Source organism: Auritidibacter ignavus, from assembly GCF_029853775.1.
GTDB lineage: Bacteria > Actinomycetota > Actinomycetes > Actinomycetales > Micrococcaceae > Auritidibacter > Auritidibacter ignavus.
Genome location: NZ_CP122564.1, coordinates 451,990 through 472,081, shown reverse-complemented (window position 1 = coordinate 472,081; position 20,092 = coordinate 451,990). Strand labels below are relative to the sequence as shown.

Annotated in this window: 17 protein-coding genes and 1 pseudogene; 7 read left to right on the top strand and 11 right to left on the bottom strand. The window is 57.6% G+C overall.

Features of this window, described 5'->3' with window-relative positions; genetic code table 11:
- Window positions 1-68: 68 nt before the first annotated feature.
- From nrdE to QDX22_RS02060, 4 genes are all read right to left on the bottom strand, one after another.
- Window positions 69-2,195 carry a class 1b ribonucleoside-diphosphate reductase subunit alpha gene (nrdE, locus tag QDX22_RS02075; protein WP_110101014.1) on the bottom strand — a complete coding sequence of 709 codons (2,127 nt, stop codon included), beginning with the start codon at window positions 2,193-2,195 and terminating at the stop codon, window positions 69-71.
- A gap of 17 nt (window positions 2,196-2,212) precedes the next feature.
- Complete coding sequence (gene nrdI / locus QDX22_RS02070) at window positions 2,213-2,704, bottom strand: class Ib ribonucleoside-diphosphate reductase assembly flavoprotein NrdI (RefSeq protein WP_110101013.1); 492 nt, start codon at window positions 2,702-2,704, stop codon at window positions 2,213-2,215.
- Between the two features lie 30 nt (window positions 2,705-2,734).
- On the bottom strand, window positions 2,735-2,980 hold the full coding sequence (gene nrdH / locus QDX22_RS02065; RefSeq protein ID WP_110101012.1) for a glutaredoxin-like protein NrdH: 246 nt from the start codon (window positions 2,978-2,980) through the stop codon (window positions 2,735-2,737).
- Window positions 2,981-3,533: 553 nt separating this feature from the next.
- Window positions 3,534-4,433 (bottom strand): HAD family hydrolase, encoded by a 900-nt coding sequence (locus QDX22_RS02060; protein WP_158524745.1) that lies wholly within the window; start codon window positions 4,431-4,433, stop codon window positions 3,534-3,536.
- 152 nt (window positions 4,434-4,585) lie between these two features.
- On the opposite strand from QDX22_RS02060, the gene QDX22_RS02055 reads away from it, so the two are divergent.
- The 3 genes from QDX22_RS02055 to QDX22_RS02045 are packed head-to-tail and all read left to right on the top strand — an operon-like array spanning window position 4,586 to window position 8,805.
- Window positions 4,586-6,121 carry a DUF1846 domain-containing protein gene (locus QDX22_RS02055; protein WP_110101010.1) on the top strand — a complete coding sequence of 512 codons (1,536 nt, stop codon included), beginning with the start codon at window positions 4,586-4,588 and terminating at the stop codon, window positions 6,119-6,121.
- 39 nt (window positions 6,122-6,160) lie between these two features.
- Window positions 6,161-7,441 (top strand): amino acid deaminase/aldolase, encoded by a 1,281-nt coding sequence (locus tag QDX22_RS02050; RefSeq protein WP_146206425.1) that lies wholly within the window; start codon window positions 6,161-6,163, stop codon window positions 7,439-7,441.
- Window positions 7,441-8,805 carry a D-arabinono-1,4-lactone oxidase gene (locus QDX22_RS02045; protein WP_146206424.1) on the top strand — a complete coding sequence of 455 codons (1,365 nt, stop codon included), beginning with the start codon at window positions 7,441-7,443 and terminating at the stop codon, window positions 8,803-8,805. The genes QDX22_RS02050 and QDX22_RS02045 overlap by 1 nt, the downstream gene beginning before the upstream one ends.
- On the opposite strand, the gene QDX22_RS02040 is transcribed toward QDX22_RS02045, so the two are convergent.
- Genes QDX22_RS02040 through QDX22_RS02010 form a run of 7 tightly spaced genes read right to left on the bottom strand, consistent with a single transcriptional unit; the run spans window position 8,802 to window position 14,622 of the window.
- On the bottom strand, window positions 8,802-9,740 hold the full coding sequence (locus tag QDX22_RS02040) for a ribokinase (protein WP_110101007.1): 939 nt from the start codon (window positions 9,738-9,740) through the stop codon (window positions 8,802-8,804). The two genes, QDX22_RS02045 and QDX22_RS02040, sit on opposite strands and share 4 nt — an antisense overlap.
- Window positions 9,741-9,773: 33 nt before the next feature.
- Window positions 9,774-10,556: an amino acid ABC transporter ATP-binding protein gene (locus tag QDX22_RS02035; protein WP_110101006.1), complete on the bottom strand. Its 783-nt coding sequence runs from the start codon at window positions 10,554-10,556 to the stop codon at window positions 9,774-9,776.
- Complete coding sequence (locus QDX22_RS02030) at window positions 10,553-11,521, bottom strand: amino acid ABC transporter permease (protein ID WP_110101005.1); 969 nt, start codon at window positions 11,519-11,521, stop codon at window positions 10,553-10,555. The genes QDX22_RS02035 and QDX22_RS02030 overlap by 4 nt, the downstream gene beginning before the upstream one ends.
- Before the next feature lie 12 nt (window positions 11,522-11,533).
- Complete coding sequence (locus tag QDX22_RS02025) at window positions 11,534-12,478, bottom strand: ABC transporter substrate-binding protein (RefSeq protein WP_110101004.1); 945 nt, start codon at window positions 12,476-12,478, stop codon at window positions 11,534-11,536.
- Between the two features lie 49 nt (window positions 12,479-12,527).
- Window positions 12,528-12,920, bottom strand: a complete 393-nt coding sequence (locus tag QDX22_RS02020) for an SLC13 family permease (RefSeq protein WP_110101003.1) — start codon at window positions 12,918-12,920, stop codon at window positions 12,528-12,530.
- Window positions 12,921-12,946: 26 nt separating this feature from the next.
- Complete coding sequence (locus tag QDX22_RS02015; RefSeq protein WP_146206423.1) at window positions 12,947-13,981, bottom strand: SLC13 family permease; 1,035 nt, start codon at window positions 13,979-13,981, stop codon at window positions 12,947-12,949.
- 29 nt (window positions 13,982-14,010) lie between these two features.
- A complete protein-coding gene (locus tag QDX22_RS02010; RefSeq protein ID WP_110098221.1) occupies window positions 14,011-14,622 on the bottom strand; it encodes a TetR/AcrR family transcriptional regulator in 612 nt (203 codons plus the stop codon).
- Window positions 14,623-14,807: 185 nt separating this feature from the next.
- Between QDX22_RS02010 and QDX22_RS02005 the strand changes: the two genes are divergently transcribed.
- The 4 genes and pseudogenes from QDX22_RS02005 (at window position 14,808) to QDX22_RS01990 (ending at window position 19,888) form a co-directional block, all read left to right on the top strand.
- Window positions 14,808-15,614, top strand: a complete 807-nt coding sequence (locus QDX22_RS02005; RefSeq protein WP_122549164.1) for a hypothetical protein — start codon at window positions 14,808-14,810, stop codon at window positions 15,612-15,614.
- Window positions 15,559-15,804 (top strand): annotated as a pseudogene (locus QDX22_RS02000) (type ISP restriction/modification enzyme); the annotation flags it as partial. The gene QDX22_RS02005 and the pseudogene QDX22_RS02000, both read left to right, overlap by 56 nt.
- A gap of 26 nt (window positions 15,805-15,830) precedes the next feature.
- Entirely contained in the window at window positions 15,831-16,961 is a 1,131-nt protein-coding gene (locus QDX22_RS01995) for a type ISP restriction/modification enzyme (protein WP_166769818.1), read from the top strand.
- 92 nt (window positions 16,962-17,053) lie between these two features.
- Window positions 17,054-19,888, top strand: a complete 2,835-nt coding sequence (locus tag QDX22_RS01990; protein ID WP_279717943.1) for a choice-of-anchor M domain-containing protein — start codon at window positions 17,054-17,056, stop codon at window positions 19,886-19,888.
- Window positions 19,889-20,092 lie beyond the last annotated feature (204 nt).

Below are 20,092 nucleotides of genomic sequence, written 5' to 3'. Positions count from 1 at the left end.
CTTGGTGTCCTTTGGAGCAGATCGTCACGGAGTAGGGAGACAAGTGCGGAACGAATCCGCTCACGACCCTACAGCATGCACGATACGCAACCTTCGACTTCAGTTCCTTCCAACGCCAGCTGGCGAATCCGAATGTAGTACATGGTCTTGATGCCGTGGGTCCAGGCGTAGATCTGAGCCTTGTTGACATCGCGGGTCGTGGCGGTGTCTTTGAAGAACAGTGTCAGAGAGAGCCCTTGGTCCACATGCTGGGTCGCAGCGGCGTAGGTGTCGATGATCTTTTGGTATCCGACCTCGTAGGCATCCTCGAAGTACTCCAAGTTGTCGTTATTCAAGTAGGGAGCCGGGTAGTAGACACGACCCAGCTTGCCTTCTTTACGAATCTCGATCTTGGACGCGATCGGGTGAATCGAGGAGGTCGAGTTATTGATGTAGGAGATCGAACCTGTCGGTGGGACGGCCTGTAGGTTCTGGTTGTAGATCCCGTGGGTCATCACCGAGTCCTTCAGTTCCCGCCAGTCATCCTGGGTCGGGATGTCAATGCCACTGTCGGCAAATAGCTGAGCGACCCGTTCGGTCGCTGGCTGCCACGCCTGGTCGGTGTACTTATCGAAGAACACTCCGGAGGCGTAGTCCGAGTCCTCGAATCCTCCAAAACGTTCTCCGGTTTCGATCGCGATCTTGTTGGAGGCCCGCAACGCGTGGTACAGCACCGTGTAGAAATACATGTTGGTGAAGTCCAGGCCTTCTTCGGAGCCGTAGTGGATGTGTTCGCGTCCGAGATAACCGTGCAGGTTCATCTGCCCCAGACCGATGGCATGCGAGGAGGCATTGCCTTTGGCAATCGAAGGCACCGAAGCAATGTTGGACAGATCCGACACAGCAGTCAGCGCCCGGATCGCGGTCTCCACCGAGCCACCCAGGTCTCCGGAGTCCATAGCTTTGGCAATGTTCATTGATCCGAGATTGCACGAGATGTCCTTGCCCACGAACTCGTAGTCGAGGTTCTCGGCGTAGGTGGAGGCTTCCGAGACCTGCAGGATCTCTGAGCACAGATTCGACATGGTGATCCGACCCTTGATCGGGTTGGCCCTGTTGACCGTGTCTTCAAAAACGATGTAGGGGTAGCCCGATTCGAACTGGATTTCCGCTAGCGTCTGGAAAAAATCACGAGCGTTGATTTTGGTCTTGCGGATCCGAGGATCATCGACCATCTCGTAGTACTTTTCCGTTACCGAGATATCGCTAAACGGCTTACCGTAAACCCGCTCAACGTCATAGGGACTGAACAAGTACATGGCCTCGTTCTTCTTAGCCAGTTCAAAGGTGATATCAGGGATCACCACTCCCAAAGATAGGGTCTTGATCCGGATCTTCTCATCAGCATTTTCGCGCTTGGTGTCGAGGAACCGGTTGATGTCGGGGTGGTGGGCGTGCAGGTATACGGCCCCGGCCCCCTGACGGGCACCGAGCTGGTTGGCGTAGGAGAAGGAGTCCTCCAGTAGCTTCATGACCGGGACCACGCCCGAGGACTGGTTCTCGATGTGCTTGATCGGTGCGCCGTTTTCACGCAAGTTGGTCAGCGACAGTGCCACGCCACCACCACGCTTGGACAGCTGCAGTGAGGAGTTGATGCCACGGGCGATAGATTCCATATTGTCTTCAACCCGTAGCAAAAAGCACGACACTAGTTCGCCCCGCTGTTTCTTCCCCGCGTTCAAGAAGGTTGGGGTGGCAGGCTGGAACCGTCCGCCGATGATTTCATCCAGCAGATTAGTGGCTAGTTGTTCATCGCCACGGCCCAGGTAGAGTGCGTTCATCACCACACGGTCTTCATAGCGCTCCAGGTAGCGTTCGCCGTCGAAGGTCTTCAGCGCATAAGAGGTGTAGAACTTAAACGCTCCCAAGAAGGAGGGAAAACGGAACTTATATGCGTAGGCACGGTCGAAAAGTGAGTCAATAAATTCTTTCGAGTATTGCTCGAAAGTCTCTGGCTCATAGTAGTCGTGCTCAATGAGGTACTTAATCTTCTCATCGGTGCTGTGAAAGAAGACAGTATTCTTATTGACGTGCTGTAAGAAGTACTGTCGAGCAGCAGCGTGATCGGCCTCAAACTGGATCTTGCCGTCGGGCCCGTAGAGATTGAGCATGGCGTTCAGCTCGTGGTAGCCCATGTTCTGCCATGCTTCGGGCATCGATTTAGCGGACTGAATCAATTCTTGTTCCGTGACTGCTGTTGCCAAAATTCTTCCAATCCTTCTTTAACGCGGGCAACGTCGGAGGCGGTGCCCATCAGTTCAAACCTGTACATTACCGGTACCTGGGTCTTGGCGGAGATGATGTCGGCACCCAGGCAATAAGCATCGTAAAAATTGGTATTTCCAGAACCGATCACGCCTTGAAGTAGGTCCCGGTTTTTTTTGAGGTTGAGGAATTTGATGACCTGTTTGGGGACGGCCCCGCGACCGTCTCCCCCACCATAAGTGGGAAGCAACAGCACAAAAGGTTGTTGTGCTTCGAGGGTGGGTTCTTTGGTCATCAACGGCAACCGGGCGGTTACCCCAGCTGGTAGCTGAAGTTTTTCCACGAAATGGTGGGTGTAGCCTGACGCCGATGAAAAATAGATCAGCCGAGCATTGGTGGTCTGCAGCTGCTGCTGTTCTGGGGAGCGAATAAATGAACGATCTGCGACCGCGGTGCTCATCTCGTGACTCCCTCCTGACAGAAAAAGGTGTTAGGCGACAGTGGTGGCCTGCTGCTGGCCAAGCTCAGCAATCTTGTCGGGACGGAAACCTGACCAGTGGTCACCTTCGGTCATCACGACAGGAGCCTGCATGTAGCCCAGTGCACGCACCTGCTCCAGTGCCTCGATGTCTTCAGACATGTCGACCACCTTGTACTCGATACCCTTCTTATCCAGGGCACGGTAGGTAGCGTTGCACTGAACGCAGGCTGGCTTGCTGTAAACGGTCACGCTCATGATCTATCTCCTGAAAAACAAGGACGGTTTTTTCAAAGCAACGCTTGACAACCAATCCGGGGTTCTTGGTCTCTTTATTCGATCTGCCAGGTCATGTACGTTGTGGCGATCGATCTTGTTTAATACTACATCTAGGGATGAGCTTTGCAAGCAACCACAATATCCTGTGGATTACATGCCTGTAACTCCTCCACAGGCTTGTCCACAGAACATGAGGGTGAATGGCAGATGAACAGCAGTTGCGCATCCGCACGAACGCGCGCTTCTGACTCAACACCACGCAGGGTATCCACAACGTGTGCATGAGGTTGTCCACCCAAAAATCGCCAAAAAGTTTCTTATCTCACCCCGCGTGTCGCGCGTCGTAATCTGACAAAACACAATCCCTAGTGGACTCCATAACGGAAAACCACTAGGGATTGTGTCTAAGGGGCGCCGGTGGTGAAGATCGCCAGAATATAACTATGAGTCGTGCAGGAGCCCTGAAACGACCACCACCATGAGAGCTGACGCAGACCGAGCGTCTGGCGTACTCGGCCTGTCGATGTCAGGTCTAAGGCGCGTATTCCACGAGTGCTTCCATCAAGGCAATCACTCCGTGATCTGTATTGGCGCCAATCGCAAAATCTGCCACCTCGAATACCTCAGGATGAGCATTAGCGACCACGACCGAGGTGCCAACGCCTTTAAGCATCTGCAGATCATTGAGGTAATCTCCCACGGCCATGCAGTCTTGTAGTGAGACCTCGTGATGCTTTCCCAAAGCGGACAACCCCGTGGCTTTACTGACGCGGGAATCCATGATGTCAACCCATTGGCGTCCCGAGCGCACGATATCGACAGTGGCGAGTTGCTCAGTATTTGCGGCATGCTCTTCGAGACTCCTCAGGAACCGTTGGTATTGATCCGCGTCGGGAATGTAGACGGCCATCTTCACGACGTCAAACTCTGCACGACCGACGGCGCTCACCAGCTCATCGTCATACCGCAGGCTCCGGTAATAGGCCTGAATGGCCTCGAACAGGGACGGATCAACCTGGCGAATGAGCGCTTCCGCAGCTGAACAGACCACCACCCCTACCCGGTCTAGTCCGGTCGTGGCAGCGGTGATCGCCCCTAATGTGGCCATCACCGTGGGCTTGTTCCACGATTGGGTGGCGATAACCTGGCCTTGACTGGCGACCACAGCACCGTTTTCCGCCACGAAGTCGCTGATCGTTTCGTCTGAAGCAAACATCTCTGACAAGGTCGCCAGCTGGCGCCCCGAGCTGGGCACCACCTGACATCCCGCCCGATGTAGATCCTGGGCTAATGACCAGAACGAATCCGGAATTCTCTTGGCCCCGTCCAGCAGGGTCCCGTCCATATCCAGGGCCAGTAACCGGGGAAAACGAGCCTCGGGATCCTGTCTGACATACTCCACAATCGCCGGCCATGCCGTTGTTGCGTTCATAACTGTCTTCCTCATTCTCACCTATCCACCGGGGCAAGAATAGTCCTCGCCGTCTGGCCTCATCCTCGCTACTGCTCAACTCACCGGCTAATCTCACATCACGCGGCGGGGTGTCAGGTTTGTCCCAGCAGAAGGTGCTTGAATGGACAGACATGACCACACTGCGTGAATTCGTTGCTCCAGAGCCATCCACCATTCACCCTCACGGTTTCGACCCGCAACGCTACATTGAGTTACAGTCACGCTATATTATCGAACGTCGCGAGAAGATCGGCGGCAAACTCTACCTCGAAATGGGTGGGAAGCTCTTCGATGATTTCCACGCTTCCCGAGTCCTTCCCGGTTTCACCCCGGACAATAAGATCTCGATGCTCCATCAGCTCCGCGATGAGCTGGAAATCCTCATCTGTGTCAATGCTTTCGATATCCAAGGTCAGAAGATTCGTGCCGATTTAGGCATTACCTATGAAGAAGATGTGCTACGGCTCATCGACGTGTTTCGCGAACGCGGATTCCTGGTGCAGAACGTCGTGATTACACAATATTCAGACGATAATGCCCTCGCGAAAGACTTCTCTCGTCGCCTCGGCAATGCCGGACTGCAGGTCTCGCACCACTTCACCATTCCCGGATACCCCAATGACACGTCCCGGGTGATTTCCGACGAAGGATTCGGACAGGACGAATTCGCCGAAACGACCCGAGACCTGGTGGTCGTCACCGCACCGGGACCGGGGTCTGGCAAATTGGCGACCTCGCTATCGCAGATCTATCACGAGTACCAACGAGGTGTCGTCGCCGGCTATGCCAAGTTTGAAACCTTCCCGATCTGGAACCTCCCCCTAGAACACCCGGTTAACCTCGCCTATGAGGCCGCTACCGCCGACCTCGACGATATTAACGTGATCGACCCGTATCACTTGACCGCCTATGACGAAAAGGTGACCAGTTATAACCGCGACGTCGAGGTCTTCCCCCTGCTAAAGGCGATGCTGGAAAAGCTCTCGGGAACATCGCCCTATCAGTCGCCCACCGATATGGGCGTGAATATGGCCGGTCGGTGCATCAGTAACGATCTCGCCTGCCAGCACGCCGCTCAACAAGAGATCATCCGGCGCTGGTATAAGGCCAAGGTCGATGAATTCAAAGCCGATATCGACGACACCGTATCATCCCGGATTCGGATTGTGATGGCCAAAGCCGGGGTGGAGCCTCATGACCGCGTGGTGGTCGCACCTGCCCTGGAGCGGGCTGAGAAGAGCGGCCAGCCGGCCAGCGCCATGCAAGTCGCCGACGGCAAGATTATTACCGGCAAGACCTCACCGCTGTTGGGGTGTTCCGCGGCGATGTTGCTTAACGCACTGAAGTACTTGGCCGGCATTGACGATCACCAACACCTGCTGTCTCCTGAGTCGATTGAGCCGATCCAGACCCTGAAAACCCAGCACTTAGGTTCGAAGAACCCGCGTCTGCATACCGATGAGGTGCTCATTGCGCTATCGGTCTCGGCCGCTTCCAATCCCACGGCAGCCCGAGCCATTGACCAGATCAAGAATCTGCGTGGCTGCGATGTACACACCACGACTATTCTGGGCTCGGTGGATGAGGGCATCTTCCGGTCCCTGGGGATGCAAGTCACCTCCGAGCCAAAGTATCAGCGCAAAACACAGCTGTATCACAAGCACTAAAAACCATCCGCTGGGCCGGTGGCACGATATGCTATCAGTGTGACAGAACACACATTGCTTGCTCATCGCCAGCCCGCCACCCCGGACGCTGCCACCGAGTTGCTCGGGCTCAGCGACCTGGCTACCACCAGCGATACACCCAGCGCGCAGCAACGGTCCGGCTTTGCGGAGATGGCTCGCGCTATCACGGGGTTCAGCGCGCCCCTGGGTGTGCTAGACCGGCGGGCGTTCACCACCAATGTTGCTACCCTGCGCAACCGTGCCGACGGGGTCCCGCTGCGGGTGGCTTCTAAATCGGTGCGTTCTGTGCCGGTGCTTCATGCGGTGTTGCGTGTGCCGGGTTTTCAGGGGGTTCTGGCCTATTCACTGCGCGAGTCGATCTGGTTGGTGCGTGACGGTCTGGATGATGTGGTGGTCGCCTATCCCAGCGTCGATACCGCGGTACTGACAGAGCTGATCAGCGACCAGACACTCAGCGATGCCATCACCCTGATGGTCGACCACCCTGACCACCTCGGGCTGCTGGCTTCAGTGCACCGCCAGGCGGGCTCGCCGCCCCACCGGTTTCGAGTCTGTTTGGACCTGGATTGTTCCTACCGGTTTGCGGGCTTGCACTTAGGGACCCGGCGCTCGCCCATTCACCACCGCCAGCAGGCGGTCAACGCAGCCCGTGCAGTGATCGCGACCCCGGCGCTCAACCTCGTGGGGATCATGGGCTATGAGGCTCAAGTGGCCGGGGTGAACGACACCAGCCCTGCGGTGCGGATGCTGAAGAAGCTCTCGGTGCCTGAACTGACCGCCCGCCGTGGTGCGGCGGTGTCCGCTATCGGCGAGCTGACCGAGCTGGAATTCGTCAACGGCGGGGGCACCGGCTCGGTGGAGTCCACCAGGATTGATCCGTCAGTCACCGAGATCACGGTCGGCTCAGGGCTCTACGCCTCCCACTATTTCGATCACTACACCACCTTCACGCAGCGCCCGGCTACCTACTTCGTCTTGGATATCACCCGGATACCGGCACCCGGGTACGTCACCGCCGCCGGTGGCGGATGGATTGCCTCCGGAGCACCCGGTCCAGACCGGTTACCGGTTCCGGTCTACCCCGAGGGGTTACGCCTGACCTCGCGGGAGGGTGCCGGCGAGGTGCAGACCCCAATGACCGTAGCTGCCGGTCACCAAGTGGGTATTGGCGACCGAGTGTGGATGCGCCATACCAAGGCCGGAGAGCTATGTGAGCATCTCAATGAATTGCACGTCGTTGATGGCGCTGACCATCTCGGAGTGGTCACGACCTATCGCGGAGAAGGACAGATGTGGTGATGGCAATACCACGGTGGTTACCATGTCGAAAACCCATCGGATCACAGCGGAATTGGTCGGGTCATTACCGGTGGAGCCCGCGCACCACCCTGAATCCTAGGTCGGTGGAGGAACTACAGGCCATTCTCACCCGGGCCCGAACCACCGGCCGGCAGGTACGTCCGGTCGGTTCTGGACATAGCTTTTCGGCCGTCGCGGTCGGTGAAGACATCCAGGTGCTCACCGATCATCTCAGCGGGCTAATCGACTTCGATCATCGCGCCGGGCGGGTGACGCTAGCAGCCGGTACAAAGTTGTGGCAGATCCCGCACCTGTTGGCCGGCACGGGGTGGGCGATGGAGAATCTCGGTGATATTAACCGCCAGTCCATTGCCGGGGCCATCTCCACCGGAACTCATGGCACCGGACTCCGGTTCGGTGGGCTTTCCTCCCAACTTGCCGGATTGGCTATGATCACCGGCGACGGCGAGCACCTGAAAGTTTCCGATCAACACCCGCAACTGCTGGACGCCTTGCGGGTGACCCTGGGCGCTTGTGGTGTCCTCACCGAGGTCACCCTGCAACTGGTCCCCGACTATGATCTGCACACCAGCCAGTGCTTGCAACCCATCGACGAGGTACTCGATGGGTGGGAACAGCTGAACACTGACAACGACCACTTTGAGTTCTTTTGGTTCATGCGTAGCCAGCAGGCGGTCACCAAAACCTCTCGTCGGCTTCCCGCCGGAACCGTGGCACAGACTCAGGCCGGGCATTCCCGCCTCGTGCAACGAGGTCAAGACCTCACCGGGCTGGTGCGCGAGGAGGTGATCAGTAACGCCGGATTCGCTGCGATCTGCCGGCTGGGCAATCTGGCACCGCAGGTGACCCCACGGCTCAATGACCTCACCACTCGGGGGTGGGGTCAATCCGAGCGGATCAAGAATTGGGCGACTGCTTTTGCTTCACCGCGGCGAGTACGGTTCAACGAGACCGAGTTCGCCGTAGATTTCCAGGCAGTTCCCGAAGTACTACGCGAACTTGACCGAGCCCTGCGTGATCGGGGCTTATCAGCCACATTCCCGATCGAGGTGCGTAGTGCGGCCGCCGATAGCGGATGGTTAGCCACCAGCCAGGGTCGAACCACCGGCTATATTGCCGTGCACCGGCACGCCCCAGAGGATTTCGCCGACTACTTTGCCACCGTCAGCGAGGTGATGTCGGCGTATCAGGGCCGGCCTCACTGGGGTAAGTGGCATACACTGACCGCCGAGCAGTGTGCTACACGCTATGAACACTGGGAGGATTTCCTCCGGGTGCGTCAATGTCTGGATTCCTCCGGGACGATGCTGAGTCCGCATCTGCGCGAGGTGTTCGGTCTCTAGCGGATAGCGTCCAGAATGGCCGGAACCTTTTCCTCCAGGTCCGGCTGTCGTGTGGGGTAACCTTGGGTGCCCTGGGACTCACAGGCGAAGGATCCGGCGACGGTGCCCCAGGCGGCTGCCGTGACCACGTCTTCGCCAGCGACCAAGGCCGCCACCAGGGCTCCCGTGAAAGCATCCCCGGCGCCAGTGGTATCGACCACGTCGGTGTCTCGCGCCGGCACCGTCACCAGCTTCTGGCCCTGCTGAGTACACACCTGGCTCCCGCGCTCGCCCAGGGTCACCACCACATCAAGGTGATAGCGCTGGGAGAGTCGAGTAGCCAGATCAACGGTGCCCAGACCCGAGGTATCGCCACTCAACGTGGTGGCTTCAATCTCATTGACCACCAGCACGTCGGTGTACTCCAGCACCTCAGCGTGAGTGGTTGCCGGGGCAGCGTTGAGCACAGTGCGAGCACCAGCCCGCTGCCCAGCGCGGAGTCCGGCCACCACGGTGGGGTAGGGAATCTCCAGCTGGGCCAGGACGAGATCATCGGTGCTGACTTGGTTCAACGCCGCGACGGCATGGTCGGGATGCAAGGCAGCATTGGCTCCGGCGGCCACAATAATGCTATTTTCCCCGGCCGGATCACGCTGGATGGTGGCAATGCCGGTGGGATGGGACTCCACCTGGGTCATCAGCGAGGTATCGAGACGGGGTTCGGACGTGATGGTCTCGAAGATCAACTCAGCTTCGACATCAGTTCCGAGACATCCCACCAGATGCGTTCTCGCCCCGTAGCGTGCGGAGGCCACCGCCTGGTTGAGTCCCTTTCCGCCCAGTGAGGCGGAAGTGTCCTGGGCAAGAATGGTCTCCCCTGCCCGCACGATGTGTTCGACCAACAGATAACGGTCCACATTAGCGCTACCCAGCACGTAAACCTGTGGCTCGGCCATGAGCTGCTCCCTTCCCGACGGCCCAGCCCGACACTAACGTCGGATACTGGCTAAGAATTCCTGGGTGCGACGTTGCTGGGGGTCTTCGATGACCTGCCCGGCCTCCCCTGCTTCGACCACGACTCCCCCGTCCATGAACACCACCGTATCGGCGACATTCCGCGCAAAGCCCATTTCGTGGGTGACCACCAACATGGTCATTCCATCCTCGGCGAGCTCGCGCATCACGGTCAAGACTTCTCCGACTAGCTCTGGGTCCAGCGCCGAGGTGGGCTCGTCGAACAGCATCAGTTTCGGGTTCATCGCCACCGCCCGAGCGATGGCGACACGTTGTTGCTGACCACCCGAAAGCTGGGCCGGATAGGCGGTGGCTTTCGCAGCCAGACCCATTTGGGCCAAGAGCTTCTTCGCGGTGGCTCGGGCCTTATCCAGGGGCTGCTTTTTCACCTTGACGGGTGCCTCGATGATGTTCTCCAACGCCGTGCGGTGCGGGAAGAGGTTGAACTGTTGGAACACCATGCCAATCTCAGAGCGCTGGGCGGCGGCCTGTTTCGGCGTGATTTCGTGCAGTACCCCGTTCTGTTCCCGGTAGCCCATCAGTTCTCCATCGACGTAGAGTCGGCCGGCGGTGATCTGCTCCAGGTGATTCACGCATCGTAAAAACGTGGACTTGCCCGAGCCCGAGGGGCCAATCAGACAGGTGACTTCTCCGGGGTCAACCTGTAGATCGATGCCTTTGAGCACGTCCAGATCTCCGTAGGACTTCCAGATCTGCTGAGCATCAATCATGGGTGTCAGGCTGGCTTGAGCATTCATCGGTTACGACGCTCCTTGTCTGCGGAGTTGACCAGGGTGATGTTGGAGGGGAAATCACCTTCCGCGTCGGCCAGTGCGGCCAACTGACGTGGCGTCAGTTCGCGGGAGACTCCCTTGTTGAAATGCTCTTCCAGGTAGTGTTGTCCGATCATCAGCACCGAGGTGATCGCCAGGTACCAGGTGGCTGCCACCAACAGCATCGGCACCGGATCAAACAGCGCATTGGCAATATCCAGCGACCGGCCGTAAAGCTCCAGCGAGTACGGGATTGCCACGACCAGGGAGGTCGTTTTCAGCATCGAGATCAGCTCGTTGCCGGTGGGTGGAATGATGATGCGCATCGCTTGCGGCAGGATGGTGCGACGCATGGTCAGCCACCAGCCCATGCCCAACGCTTGGGAGGCTTCCACCTGTCCTTCGGGGACCGCTTGAATGCCGGAGCGGACAATTTCGGACATGTACGCGCCTTCATTGAGCGATAGGCCGACCACGGCCAGGACGAACATATTCGACAGCAACGACTGCACGTCGATCTCGGCAAATCCGAGGTTGATTGACTGGTACAACGAGCCGGCCAGCCCCCAAAACACCAACTGGACGTAGATCGGGGTGCCACGGAAGATCCACAGGTACAGCCACGCCACCGATTTGAGCACGATATTCGGCGACATCCGCATCACCGCAGTGACCGAGCCGAGGATGACGCCGAACAGCATCGACAGCACGGTCAGTGCCAGGGTATGTCCGGCGGCGTTGATGATGCGGGTGTCAAACAGGTAAGACCGGTAGACGTCCCATCCGTAGTTCTCGTTGTTCAGCGCCGAGATCACGAACCACAACAGCAATCCGGCCACCACGGCGGCGGCTACCCACCGACCGGGATGGCGCAAGGGCTTGGCGCGAATGGGTTCGGGCCTAACCGCTCGGCTCTCGGGTGATGTCTTAGCTGTGGTGTGATCTGTCATGTGCTGGCTCCACTAGGGCGCGAGTGTGTGGGATAAGGGGATCTCGACGGGTTTTTCGTTGACTAAGGGTTCTTCAATCAGACCGTCCTGAATATTCCATTGGTCCAGAATCTCTTCGTAGGTACCAGTTTCAATGAGATGATCCATGGCTGCGACCAGCGCGTTGGTGAGTTCTGCATCTTTCGGCACAGCAAAACCGTAGGGAGCGGCGTGATACATCGGCCCGACCTCCTGAATCTCGCCGTCAGCTTGGTCTTCAACCCAGCTGACAATCGGAGAATCCGCGGCGAAGGCATCAGCCCGCCCCAGCACAAACGCGGTCGCGGCATTATCCGAGGTGTCATAGGCCAGAATCTCGATTGGTTCCTCGCCGGCTCCTGCACACGCTTGGGACTTGGGAATGATTTCATCGGTTTGGGCCACGGTATTACGTTGCACGGCCACGGTGAGTCCACAGGAATGTTCGGGGTCGATCTCTGCGTCGCGCTCGGCGTGCTGGGCCCACTGAATGCCGGCGTAGAGCGTATTGACGAAATCGTAGTTCTGCCGACGCTCTTCGGTGTCGGTGAATCCGGAACCGCCCACATCCACGGTGCCGGATGACACCGAGGGCAGGATAAGGGCGAAGTCCTGTTCTACCGGTTCAAACTCTAGACCCATCACTGAGGCCAAAGCCCGTCCCAGGTCCATTTCGGTGCCAATGATGGTGCCATCGGAGTCTTTGAATTCGAAGGGTGCAAAGGGCGTGTTGGTGCCCATCCGGAGCACGCCACGTTTTTGCAGGTCCTCGGGAACCAACGCAGCAATCTCCGGGACGGTCTCAGGCACGATCTCGACCCAACCATCAGGATTGCCCCGCTCTTGGTTGGTGCAACCGGTCAGCACCAGGCTGAGCGCTACCAGAGTAGCCCACAGCTGCCACAGCGAGACGACACGTCTGGTTTGGGTTCTGGACATGGTCGAATACTACCTGTTTCTCCAGGTCAACGGCGCATCCTGTGATCGGCTACCGGAGAATGACCGGAAGAACGAAGAGAGCGAGGGAACTGACTAGGATCAAGCCGACCACAGTCATCCAGAGTCCGGCTTTGACCATATGTGAGATCTTCAGCTCCCCGGTAGAGAACGCAATCGCATTGGGCGCGGAAGCAACCGGCAGCATGAAGGCACATTGGCAGGCCTGGGTCACCATCATCGCGAAAATCACCGGGTCGTGTCCCACGGAGGCGGCGACCACAGCCACGATCGGTACAAAGGTGGTGATCGTGGCCATCGAAGACGTGAATTCCCTCTGGATGATCACCAGTAGCACCACCATTGGGGCCAGCACCCAGACTGGAACGGCACCAAGGCCGCCCAGGGAAGCACCTAGCCAATCAGCCAAGTAGCTGTCGGTCACTTGGGCCGATAGCGCTCATCCGCCACCTAAAGAATCAGCACACCCCACGGTGTCTTCAGCTCGGTTTCCCAATTCATCAGCATCACACCTTTGGATGGCTGAGCTGGGATCACGAAGGTAGCCACGCCGGCAATCATGGCGATCACCGCGTCGGTGGCCCAGGGGTCGTCAAAGAGCACCGGGACCACGATCCAGGACACTGCAGCGCTCAGAAACATCATCGTGATACCCAGTTCGCCCGAACCTATCGGGCCCAATTTCTTCAGTTCCGCAAGGAAGAGGTCGCGACCTCCAGGGAGATCTTTCACCTCCGGGCGGAACAAAACCTTGGTGATGATCAGCCAACCCAGGACGAGGAAGACGATCAAAAACGGAATGCCAAACAGCATCCACTGTAGGAATCCGACCTGGTAACCGACCGTTTCCTGCAGGTATCCCACCACGAAGATATTGCCTGGTGAGGCGATGATGGAACCACAGGCACTGAGCGTGGCGGCATAGGCAATCGCAATCATCAGCCCAATACCGAATTGTGAGTGGCCGGAATCGGCGTCCCCCACATCATGACCCCCGCCTTCCTCGCGCACCAGTGCAACCAGCGAAGAACCCAGTGGAATCATCATCAGCGCGGTGGCGGTATTGGAGACCCACATACCGAGCGCAGCGGTGGCCATCATCAACCCCAGAATCATCCGGGAAGGTTTCGTCCCCACGACCAAGACGATGAGTATGGCGATGCGACGGTGCAGGTTCCAGCGCTGAATGCCACGTGCGAGCAGGAATCCGCCGAGGAACAAGAAGATGATCTCGCTGGCATATGATCCGGCGACTTCATCCAGGGGAAACACCTGGGTGGCCGGGAACGCAATAAGTGGCACCATGGCGGTAACCGGCAACGGCACGGCTTCGGTAACCCACCAGGTTCCCATCAGCACGACGACCGCGGCGGTCACCCGTGCCGCTATGGCTAGCTCATCGGGCATGAGAAAACCCACAAGCACGGTCAGCCCCAGGCCGAGCAATAATCCCGCATACCGGATGTTTCGGGTTCTGGATGTCACGCCTTAGTGATAGGCACCGCGCAGCTCCCTCACATCGTGTGGCATCGTGACAGCAGCGCGTCCACAGCATCTGCCAGAACTTTGTGGGGACTGATCTGGTGTGTGGCCTTGAGTCGAGCGTAGGTCGGCGCCCGCTCGGCATCGACGGGCACGCGTTTTTCATCGAAGGCCATGGGCGCAGTGAGCGCCGACCCTATCACCACATTGGACAACTGATAGGCGGTCCCGAGCGGATCGGCCACTCCTGCGCTGTCCAATAACACGCACATCCGCTCGGACAGGGCCAAATACGCTGGGCCCCGAGGGGCCCGCATGCCGATGACCTGACCGGCCCACCGATGAGTGGTGAGATGTGTAAAAAAGCACTGCATCAGCAATGGCAGCTCAGCCTCACGGGTCGCTACCGCCATCTGTGCGTCGTCCGCTAATGCTATATCCAAGGCAAGATCGTAGAGATCATCTACCGATTCCACGCGTGAGTAAAGACTAGCGGGAGCTACACCGATGTCTTGAGCGACAGCACGCAGGGTTAGTGCTTTCAGCCCCCCAGCATCTAATAATCTCACCGATGCTCTGGCAAGATCTTGGATATCCACCGCGCGGAGGCGTTGCACAGGCTTGGGGTGTTCCCAATAAGTCATCGCACCATCCTGCCGATCACCGCCGAGAACACCCGCCTGCGTCTCCTATCCGAGCTAGATACAGAAGCGTATGCGACCGGCGCCAGAGATGAGTCGGTGCGACGCTACGGCCACCTCCCCGAGCCGGACTACACATCGGAGTCTGTGCAGCGGATGATCCGTTCACGGGTACAGGAACCTTCATTGTGCGCCTGCTGCAGTCGGGCATCATCAACACGCACGACCTGGCTCGCAAATATGCGAACGAACTCCACGCGAACGAACTCATGCTGTTGGCCTACTACGTGGCCGCTATCAATATTGAGGCCACCTACCACGGTGTTATGGGTGGTGAGTACACGCCGTTTGAGGGAATCGTCCTGGCTGACACATTCCAGATGTCAGAAGACGGCGACACCCTCGACACGCAAATGTTCACGCAGAACAGCGAACGTGCCACTCGCCAGCTGGACTGCCCCATACAGATTATTCTGGGCAACCCGCCGTACTCAGCCGGACAAACGAGCGCGAACGATAACAACCCAAATCAGACGTATCCGACACTCGATAGCCGAATCCGCGACACTTACGCTGCCAAACGAACAACCAAGGGCGGAAACGTCAACAGCCTGTACGGCTCCTACATTCGGGCTATTCGCTGGGGAGCTGGCCGTTTGGACGACCAGGGCGTTTTGGCCTATGTGACGAACGGTGGGTATATCGACTCGAATTCAGCCGACGGGTTGAGAAACAGCCTCATCGACGACTTTAACCACCTGTATGTGCACAACTTGCGAGGTAATGCTCGAACCTCGGGAGAACAGCGTCGCAAAGAAGGCGGAAATGCGTTCGAAGCGGGAAGCCGCGCGACTGTTGCCATCATGTTGGCGGTCAAAGACCCTGCTCACGCAGGGCCGTGCGTGCTGCACTACAACGACATTGGCGACTATCTGAGCCGTGAAGAAGCTCGAAATCGTAGAGACATCCGACGTTGGCACTATCGAATGGTCTGAGCTTGAGCTGAACGAGCGTGGCGAATGGATCAACCAGTCGTCAGACGCGTTTCAGGCGTTTTATCCGATTGGCGATAAGCATCGTGATGAAACTACGAGGGCATTGTTCTCAACGTACTCAGCAGGCTTGCAGACTAATCGTGATGCGTGGGTCTACAACTTCAGTGAGAAGAAGCTGAGGTCAAATGTGGCCGCTCTAGTGGGACATTTGATGAGGTGCGCGTTTCCTACCAGGCTGAACCGCGTGAGCACCGTAACGAAACCGATGTCCAGAAATGGCTTGGAGACAATCCAGAGTATTTGGACGCAACGAGGATCAAATGGTCCCGCTCTTTGCGTAACTGGGCGGCCCGGGACAGACAGATTGAAATCAGCTCAGACACGTTCCGCAGGAGTATCTACAGGCCCTTCATGAAATCCAGTCTTGCTTTTGGGTCGGGACTCAATCATGAACGCAGCCAGGTTCCGCGGATGTTCCCGGAAGCGGGAATGGAGAACTACGGGTTTTATTGCTTGTCGGGTGGAGGAGGACACCACTTTGCAGTTTTGGCTGTCAACGTGATCCCAGACTTGCATCTAATTGAGACTGGCCAGTTCTTCCCACGGTTTACGTACGAAAAGCTGGATGACTCATCAGGGCCGAGCGATCCGCAGGGGACGTTCGACCTGACCGATGGCCGCGTTTCGGGTGACACCGTCGTCAACGGATACAGGCGGATCGACAATATTTCTGATGACGCGCTCCAGCGCTACCAAGCAGCGTTCGGTGACGGGGTGACGAAGGACGACATCTTCGCAAGCATTTACGCTCTGCTTCATTCGGAGCTGTATCGGAGCACCTATACGGCTGACCTTAAACGGCAGCTGCCGCAGATCTCGTTGCCGGACACGGCGGAGGATTTCCGTAAGTTCGTTGAAGCCGGTGAGCAGCTGTTGGAACTGCACATTCGCTATGAGGAGCAGCCGGAGTATTCGTTGGGTGAAGAAGCCGTGTTTGGCGATACTGACGACCTAGATTTCTATCGTGTGCAGAAGCTGCGTTGGGGCGGGAAGTCTCGTACGCCGAACAAAACGCAGATTGTGGTGAATGACAACATCACACTGACGGGCATTCCGGATGAGGCTCACGAATACATGCTCGGGTCACGTTCGGCCTTGGAGTGGATTCTGGATCGATACCAGGTGAAGACTGACAAGGACTCCGGCATTGTCAACGACCCCAGCGACTGGGGTCTGGAGCACGGAAACCCGCGCTACATTGTGGACCTCATCAAGAAGATCACCTATGTGAGTGTAGAGACGGTGAAGATCGTTAATTCGCTACCGAAACTCACGCTGCGGAAATAAGGTGTAACACCTTGGGGTCATGTGCAAGGAGATCAGACCCCGTGCGTTCCCTAGTCACTACCTCCCGCGCCTAAACCGCTATCTAAGGGAGCGTGCACTTTAGCGTCACCCTCGTCGCGTTGACCCTGTTTTATCGGTTTGAAGCGGCGTATAAGCGATACTGCATATCATTCGTGGATGCTTATGCATACGGCAAGTCTCCTTGTGTCATGGTAGTGTTATTCCGCTGGCTCTTGTCAGTGAGAATACTTACATTAAAGGAGAGGTTCATGCGCGTATTTCGTGCAACCTGTGCCTCACTCGCGGCTGTTGCAATTACGGCTTTTTCGTTCGCCACCACTCCTGCCTTCGCGGGACCAGATGACGATCGTAGCGTCGAGACGAAAGCACACGTTGACGCGCCCAAAGTTTTTTGGAACAAAGAGGCGAACACATTCGACATCAACTCACAGTCGAACGGGAAAACAGCTCCGCTGGACAAGACAGCAAACTGGGTGGGTCGTGGCTACAACTATGACGGTAGCCAGAACTACGTATTCCCAGTTACTAACGACCACCGCCTCGGCTTTCTTGGCAAGGACGGCCAGCTTCTCTACATGGCCCCACAGGTCCCTGGGCCTGGCAATAGCCCCATTTGGTCAGGTTTCGGCGCTGACACCGCAGTCCCTATTGAACAGTTCCGTGACGGGAATTTCGCCCTGGAACTCGTGGGCTTTAATGGCCCCGGCCAAATGAACATGTTCAACTATTCGACATTCGGCGACCTACCGGTGACTCGCTTGTTCTCCTCCCACGACAAGGTTTCTCGGACAGTGTGGTTAGACCCAGGTACGCACACCCACAACATCACCACGTTTACAAAGCCGGGCCGCTACGAAGTCACTTTCGATGCAAGTGCGCGGAAATCTGACGGTTCTTTCACGGCTTCAAAACCAACCACGTTAGTGTGGCGGGTAGGTGGTACCAACCCCGCCGACGAAAAGCTCGGTGACGTGAGGGTCGCGTATGACCAGGCCGCAGGTGTCACGGGCAATTCCGCTCCGAGCTTCACGATCGCCCCACACGCAGGCAATGAAAAAGACGGCGATAAGAACCTCACTGATCTCACTTTCAATGCTGGTAACGACGCCGCTGAAGGTACGGTCGTGTTCTACATCGACGGCTACCACCTCGCCGAAATCCCTGTTACGGGTGGTAAAGCAACGTGGAGCGAAATGATCGGATCTCACACATCAAGTTTCCAGGCCGTGTTTGTGCCCACCCAGGGTGCTGCACGCTGGATCAGTGCACCCCTGACCTCAAGCACCGGGCAGACAGCAGTGTCCACCACGAACACAGGGCAATTCCCCACAGAAACACCTGACACACCTGCCGGAGACTTCTCAACAGGCGAAGTAACGGTGAACTCGCGCGATGTGTCCGTCAACGCACACACCCAAGGTGACGGCAACCGAGTCACAATTGACACGAAACCCGCTGATGACTCTCTTATCTACAACATCACGGGTGGCTTTTACGAAGAAGGTTACGACGAACCAACGTGTGCGGTAGATGGTGTAAGTGGCCCTGGGCGCCGTACGCTCGAAGTTAGTCGCGAGTACTGCAAGGGAGACGAGTACACGCTACGGCTCACATTGGAGCCACAGCCGCGCGCCGCAATTGGTAATACAGACACCATTGACCTTGGACAGGTCAGTAACACGGGCAATACAGTTCAGACCCAGTTTTCCGAAAGTGGTGCCACCACCATACCCGACCCAGGCGACGGTGGTGAAACACCAAACCCAGGCGACGGAAACGACGGCTCTGACGAAAGTCTCCTCAACACGCCTGTCACGATTAATAACGGACACGTCGACCTGCGTGCCATGGACCTCAATGGTGAACTGACCGTAGCGCTCGGTGACGATTCGCGACAGCACGCACAGGAATCCGTGACACGCACTATCGACTCGACGACCCTGGAAGTCACGAAACTTGCGAAGGTTAAGCGTGAAGGCAACGTGCTTGCCAACCCAAGCTACGACGTCCTCGGTCCCAAAGGCACTGAACTCTACATTCTGCCGCAAGCTCAACAACCAGGCCGTGTGTGGCCAGGGTTCTCAAGCGAAACACTCGACCGCATGAAGTATCCCGAAGGTGCGACGATGACACTCACACCTGTGAGCGCACCTGAAGGCGGAAAATGGTTTGCCTACACGGAGAACCTCGGCTCCATTCAAACGATGTACGCATCCAGCGAGAAGGCTGCAGACATTCCTCTTCCGCCCGGAACCCACATGCACACTGCGTGGGCATTCACCAAACCTGGAACGTACACGATCGACGTGACGGCGCGCGCCAAGCAGGAGGTGGGCGGTGCACGAAGGGCTGGTGGCAGTGTGACAGCGAAGACGCAACGTCTCACGTTCGTCGTGGATCACAAGCCAGGTGGTGAAGACGGAGACGTCTCGACTCCGCCAAGTGAAAAGCCGAGTGAAGCACCAGGCGAACAGCCAACGCAGGAACCACCTGTGGAGCCGTCGCAGGAGCCAACTCAAGCCCCGTCACAGGAACCATCAGAGGAGCAGCCTGGCGAGGAGCCCGGTGAAGCACCTTCGCAGGAGCCAAACGAACCGGCTCAGCCTGGTGAGTCCGACAACGACGACAGCAGGAAGCCTGACGACAAACAGACGGAAGCTCCTGCTGAAGGAGACGGAGGCGACTCCGACAACGGTGCGAACAGCACCTCGGGCGGTTCAGGTGACAACACTGGTTCGAATGATTCGAACGGCACTGGTGCAAATGGTTCAAACGGCACCGCTTCGAACAACGGCAACTCCCTGTCCCGTACCGGTGCCACGGTACTTCCGGTTGGACTGACCGCTGGTGCACTTGCTGTTGCTGGTGTTGCGCTACTTGTAGCTGCACGCCGTCGCAAGAGCTAAGTCCTGCACAACGAGGGCCCGCACTTTCCTTTAGCGCCTCCCGCCAGGTGAGAAATCAGTTCATCCTGGCAGGTCGCGGTTGGGGAGGTGCGGGCCTACTTTCTACCACCTCGGGAATGGCCACCCCAGCAGATAAGCGACTCTAGTGGGTTGTCCTCAGAGTCAGCTGCTTAACGAACAGTGCCAATACAAGTGCGGCTGCAA

What these genes read in the sequence shown, in the direction of transcription:
- QDX22_RS02040 (WP_110101007.1), bottom strand. Translation starts at nt 9,740, where the DNA reads ATGGCCGAGCCACAGGTTTACGTGCTGGGTAGCGCTAATGTGGACCGT.
- nrdI (WP_110101013.1), bottom strand. Translation starts at nt 2,704, where the DNA reads ATGAGCACCGCGGTCGCAGATCGTTCATTTATTCGCTCCCCAGAACAG.
- nrdE (WP_110101014.1), bottom strand. Translation starts at nt 2,195, where the DNA reads ATGCCCGAAGCATGGCAGAACATGGGCTACCACGAGCTGAACGCCATG.
- nrdH (WP_110101012.1), bottom strand. Translation starts at nt 2,980, where the DNA reads ATGAGCGTGACCGTTTACAGCAAGCCAGCCTGCGTTCAGTGCAACGCT.
- QDX22_RS02010 (WP_110098221.1), bottom strand. Translation starts at nt 14,622, where the DNA reads ATGACTTATTGGGAACACCCCAAGCCTGTGCAACGCCTCCGCGCGGTG.
- QDX22_RS02055 (WP_110101010.1), top strand. Translation starts at nt 4,586, where the DNA reads ATGACCACACTGCGTGAATTCGTTGCTCCAGAGCCATCCACCATTCAC.
- QDX22_RS02030 (WP_110101005.1), bottom strand. Translation starts at nt 11,521, where the DNA reads ATGACAGATCACACCACAGCTAAGACATCACCCGAGAGCCGAGCGGTT.
- QDX22_RS02045 (WP_146206424.1), top strand. Translation starts at nt 7,441, where the DNA reads ATGGCAATACCACGGTGGTTACCATGTCGAAAACCCATCGGATCACAG.
- QDX22_RS02060 (WP_158524745.1), bottom strand. Translation starts at nt 4,433, where the DNA reads ATGAACGCAACAACGGCATGGCCGGCGATTGTGGAGTATGTCAGACAG.
- QDX22_RS02025 (WP_110101004.1), bottom strand. Translation starts at nt 12,478, where the DNA reads ATGTCCAGAACCCAAACCAGACGTGTCGTCTCGCTGTGGCAGCTGTGG.
- QDX22_RS02035 (WP_110101006.1), bottom strand. Translation starts at nt 10,556, where the DNA reads ATGAATGCTCAAGCCAGCCTGACACCCATGATTGATGCTCAGCAGATC.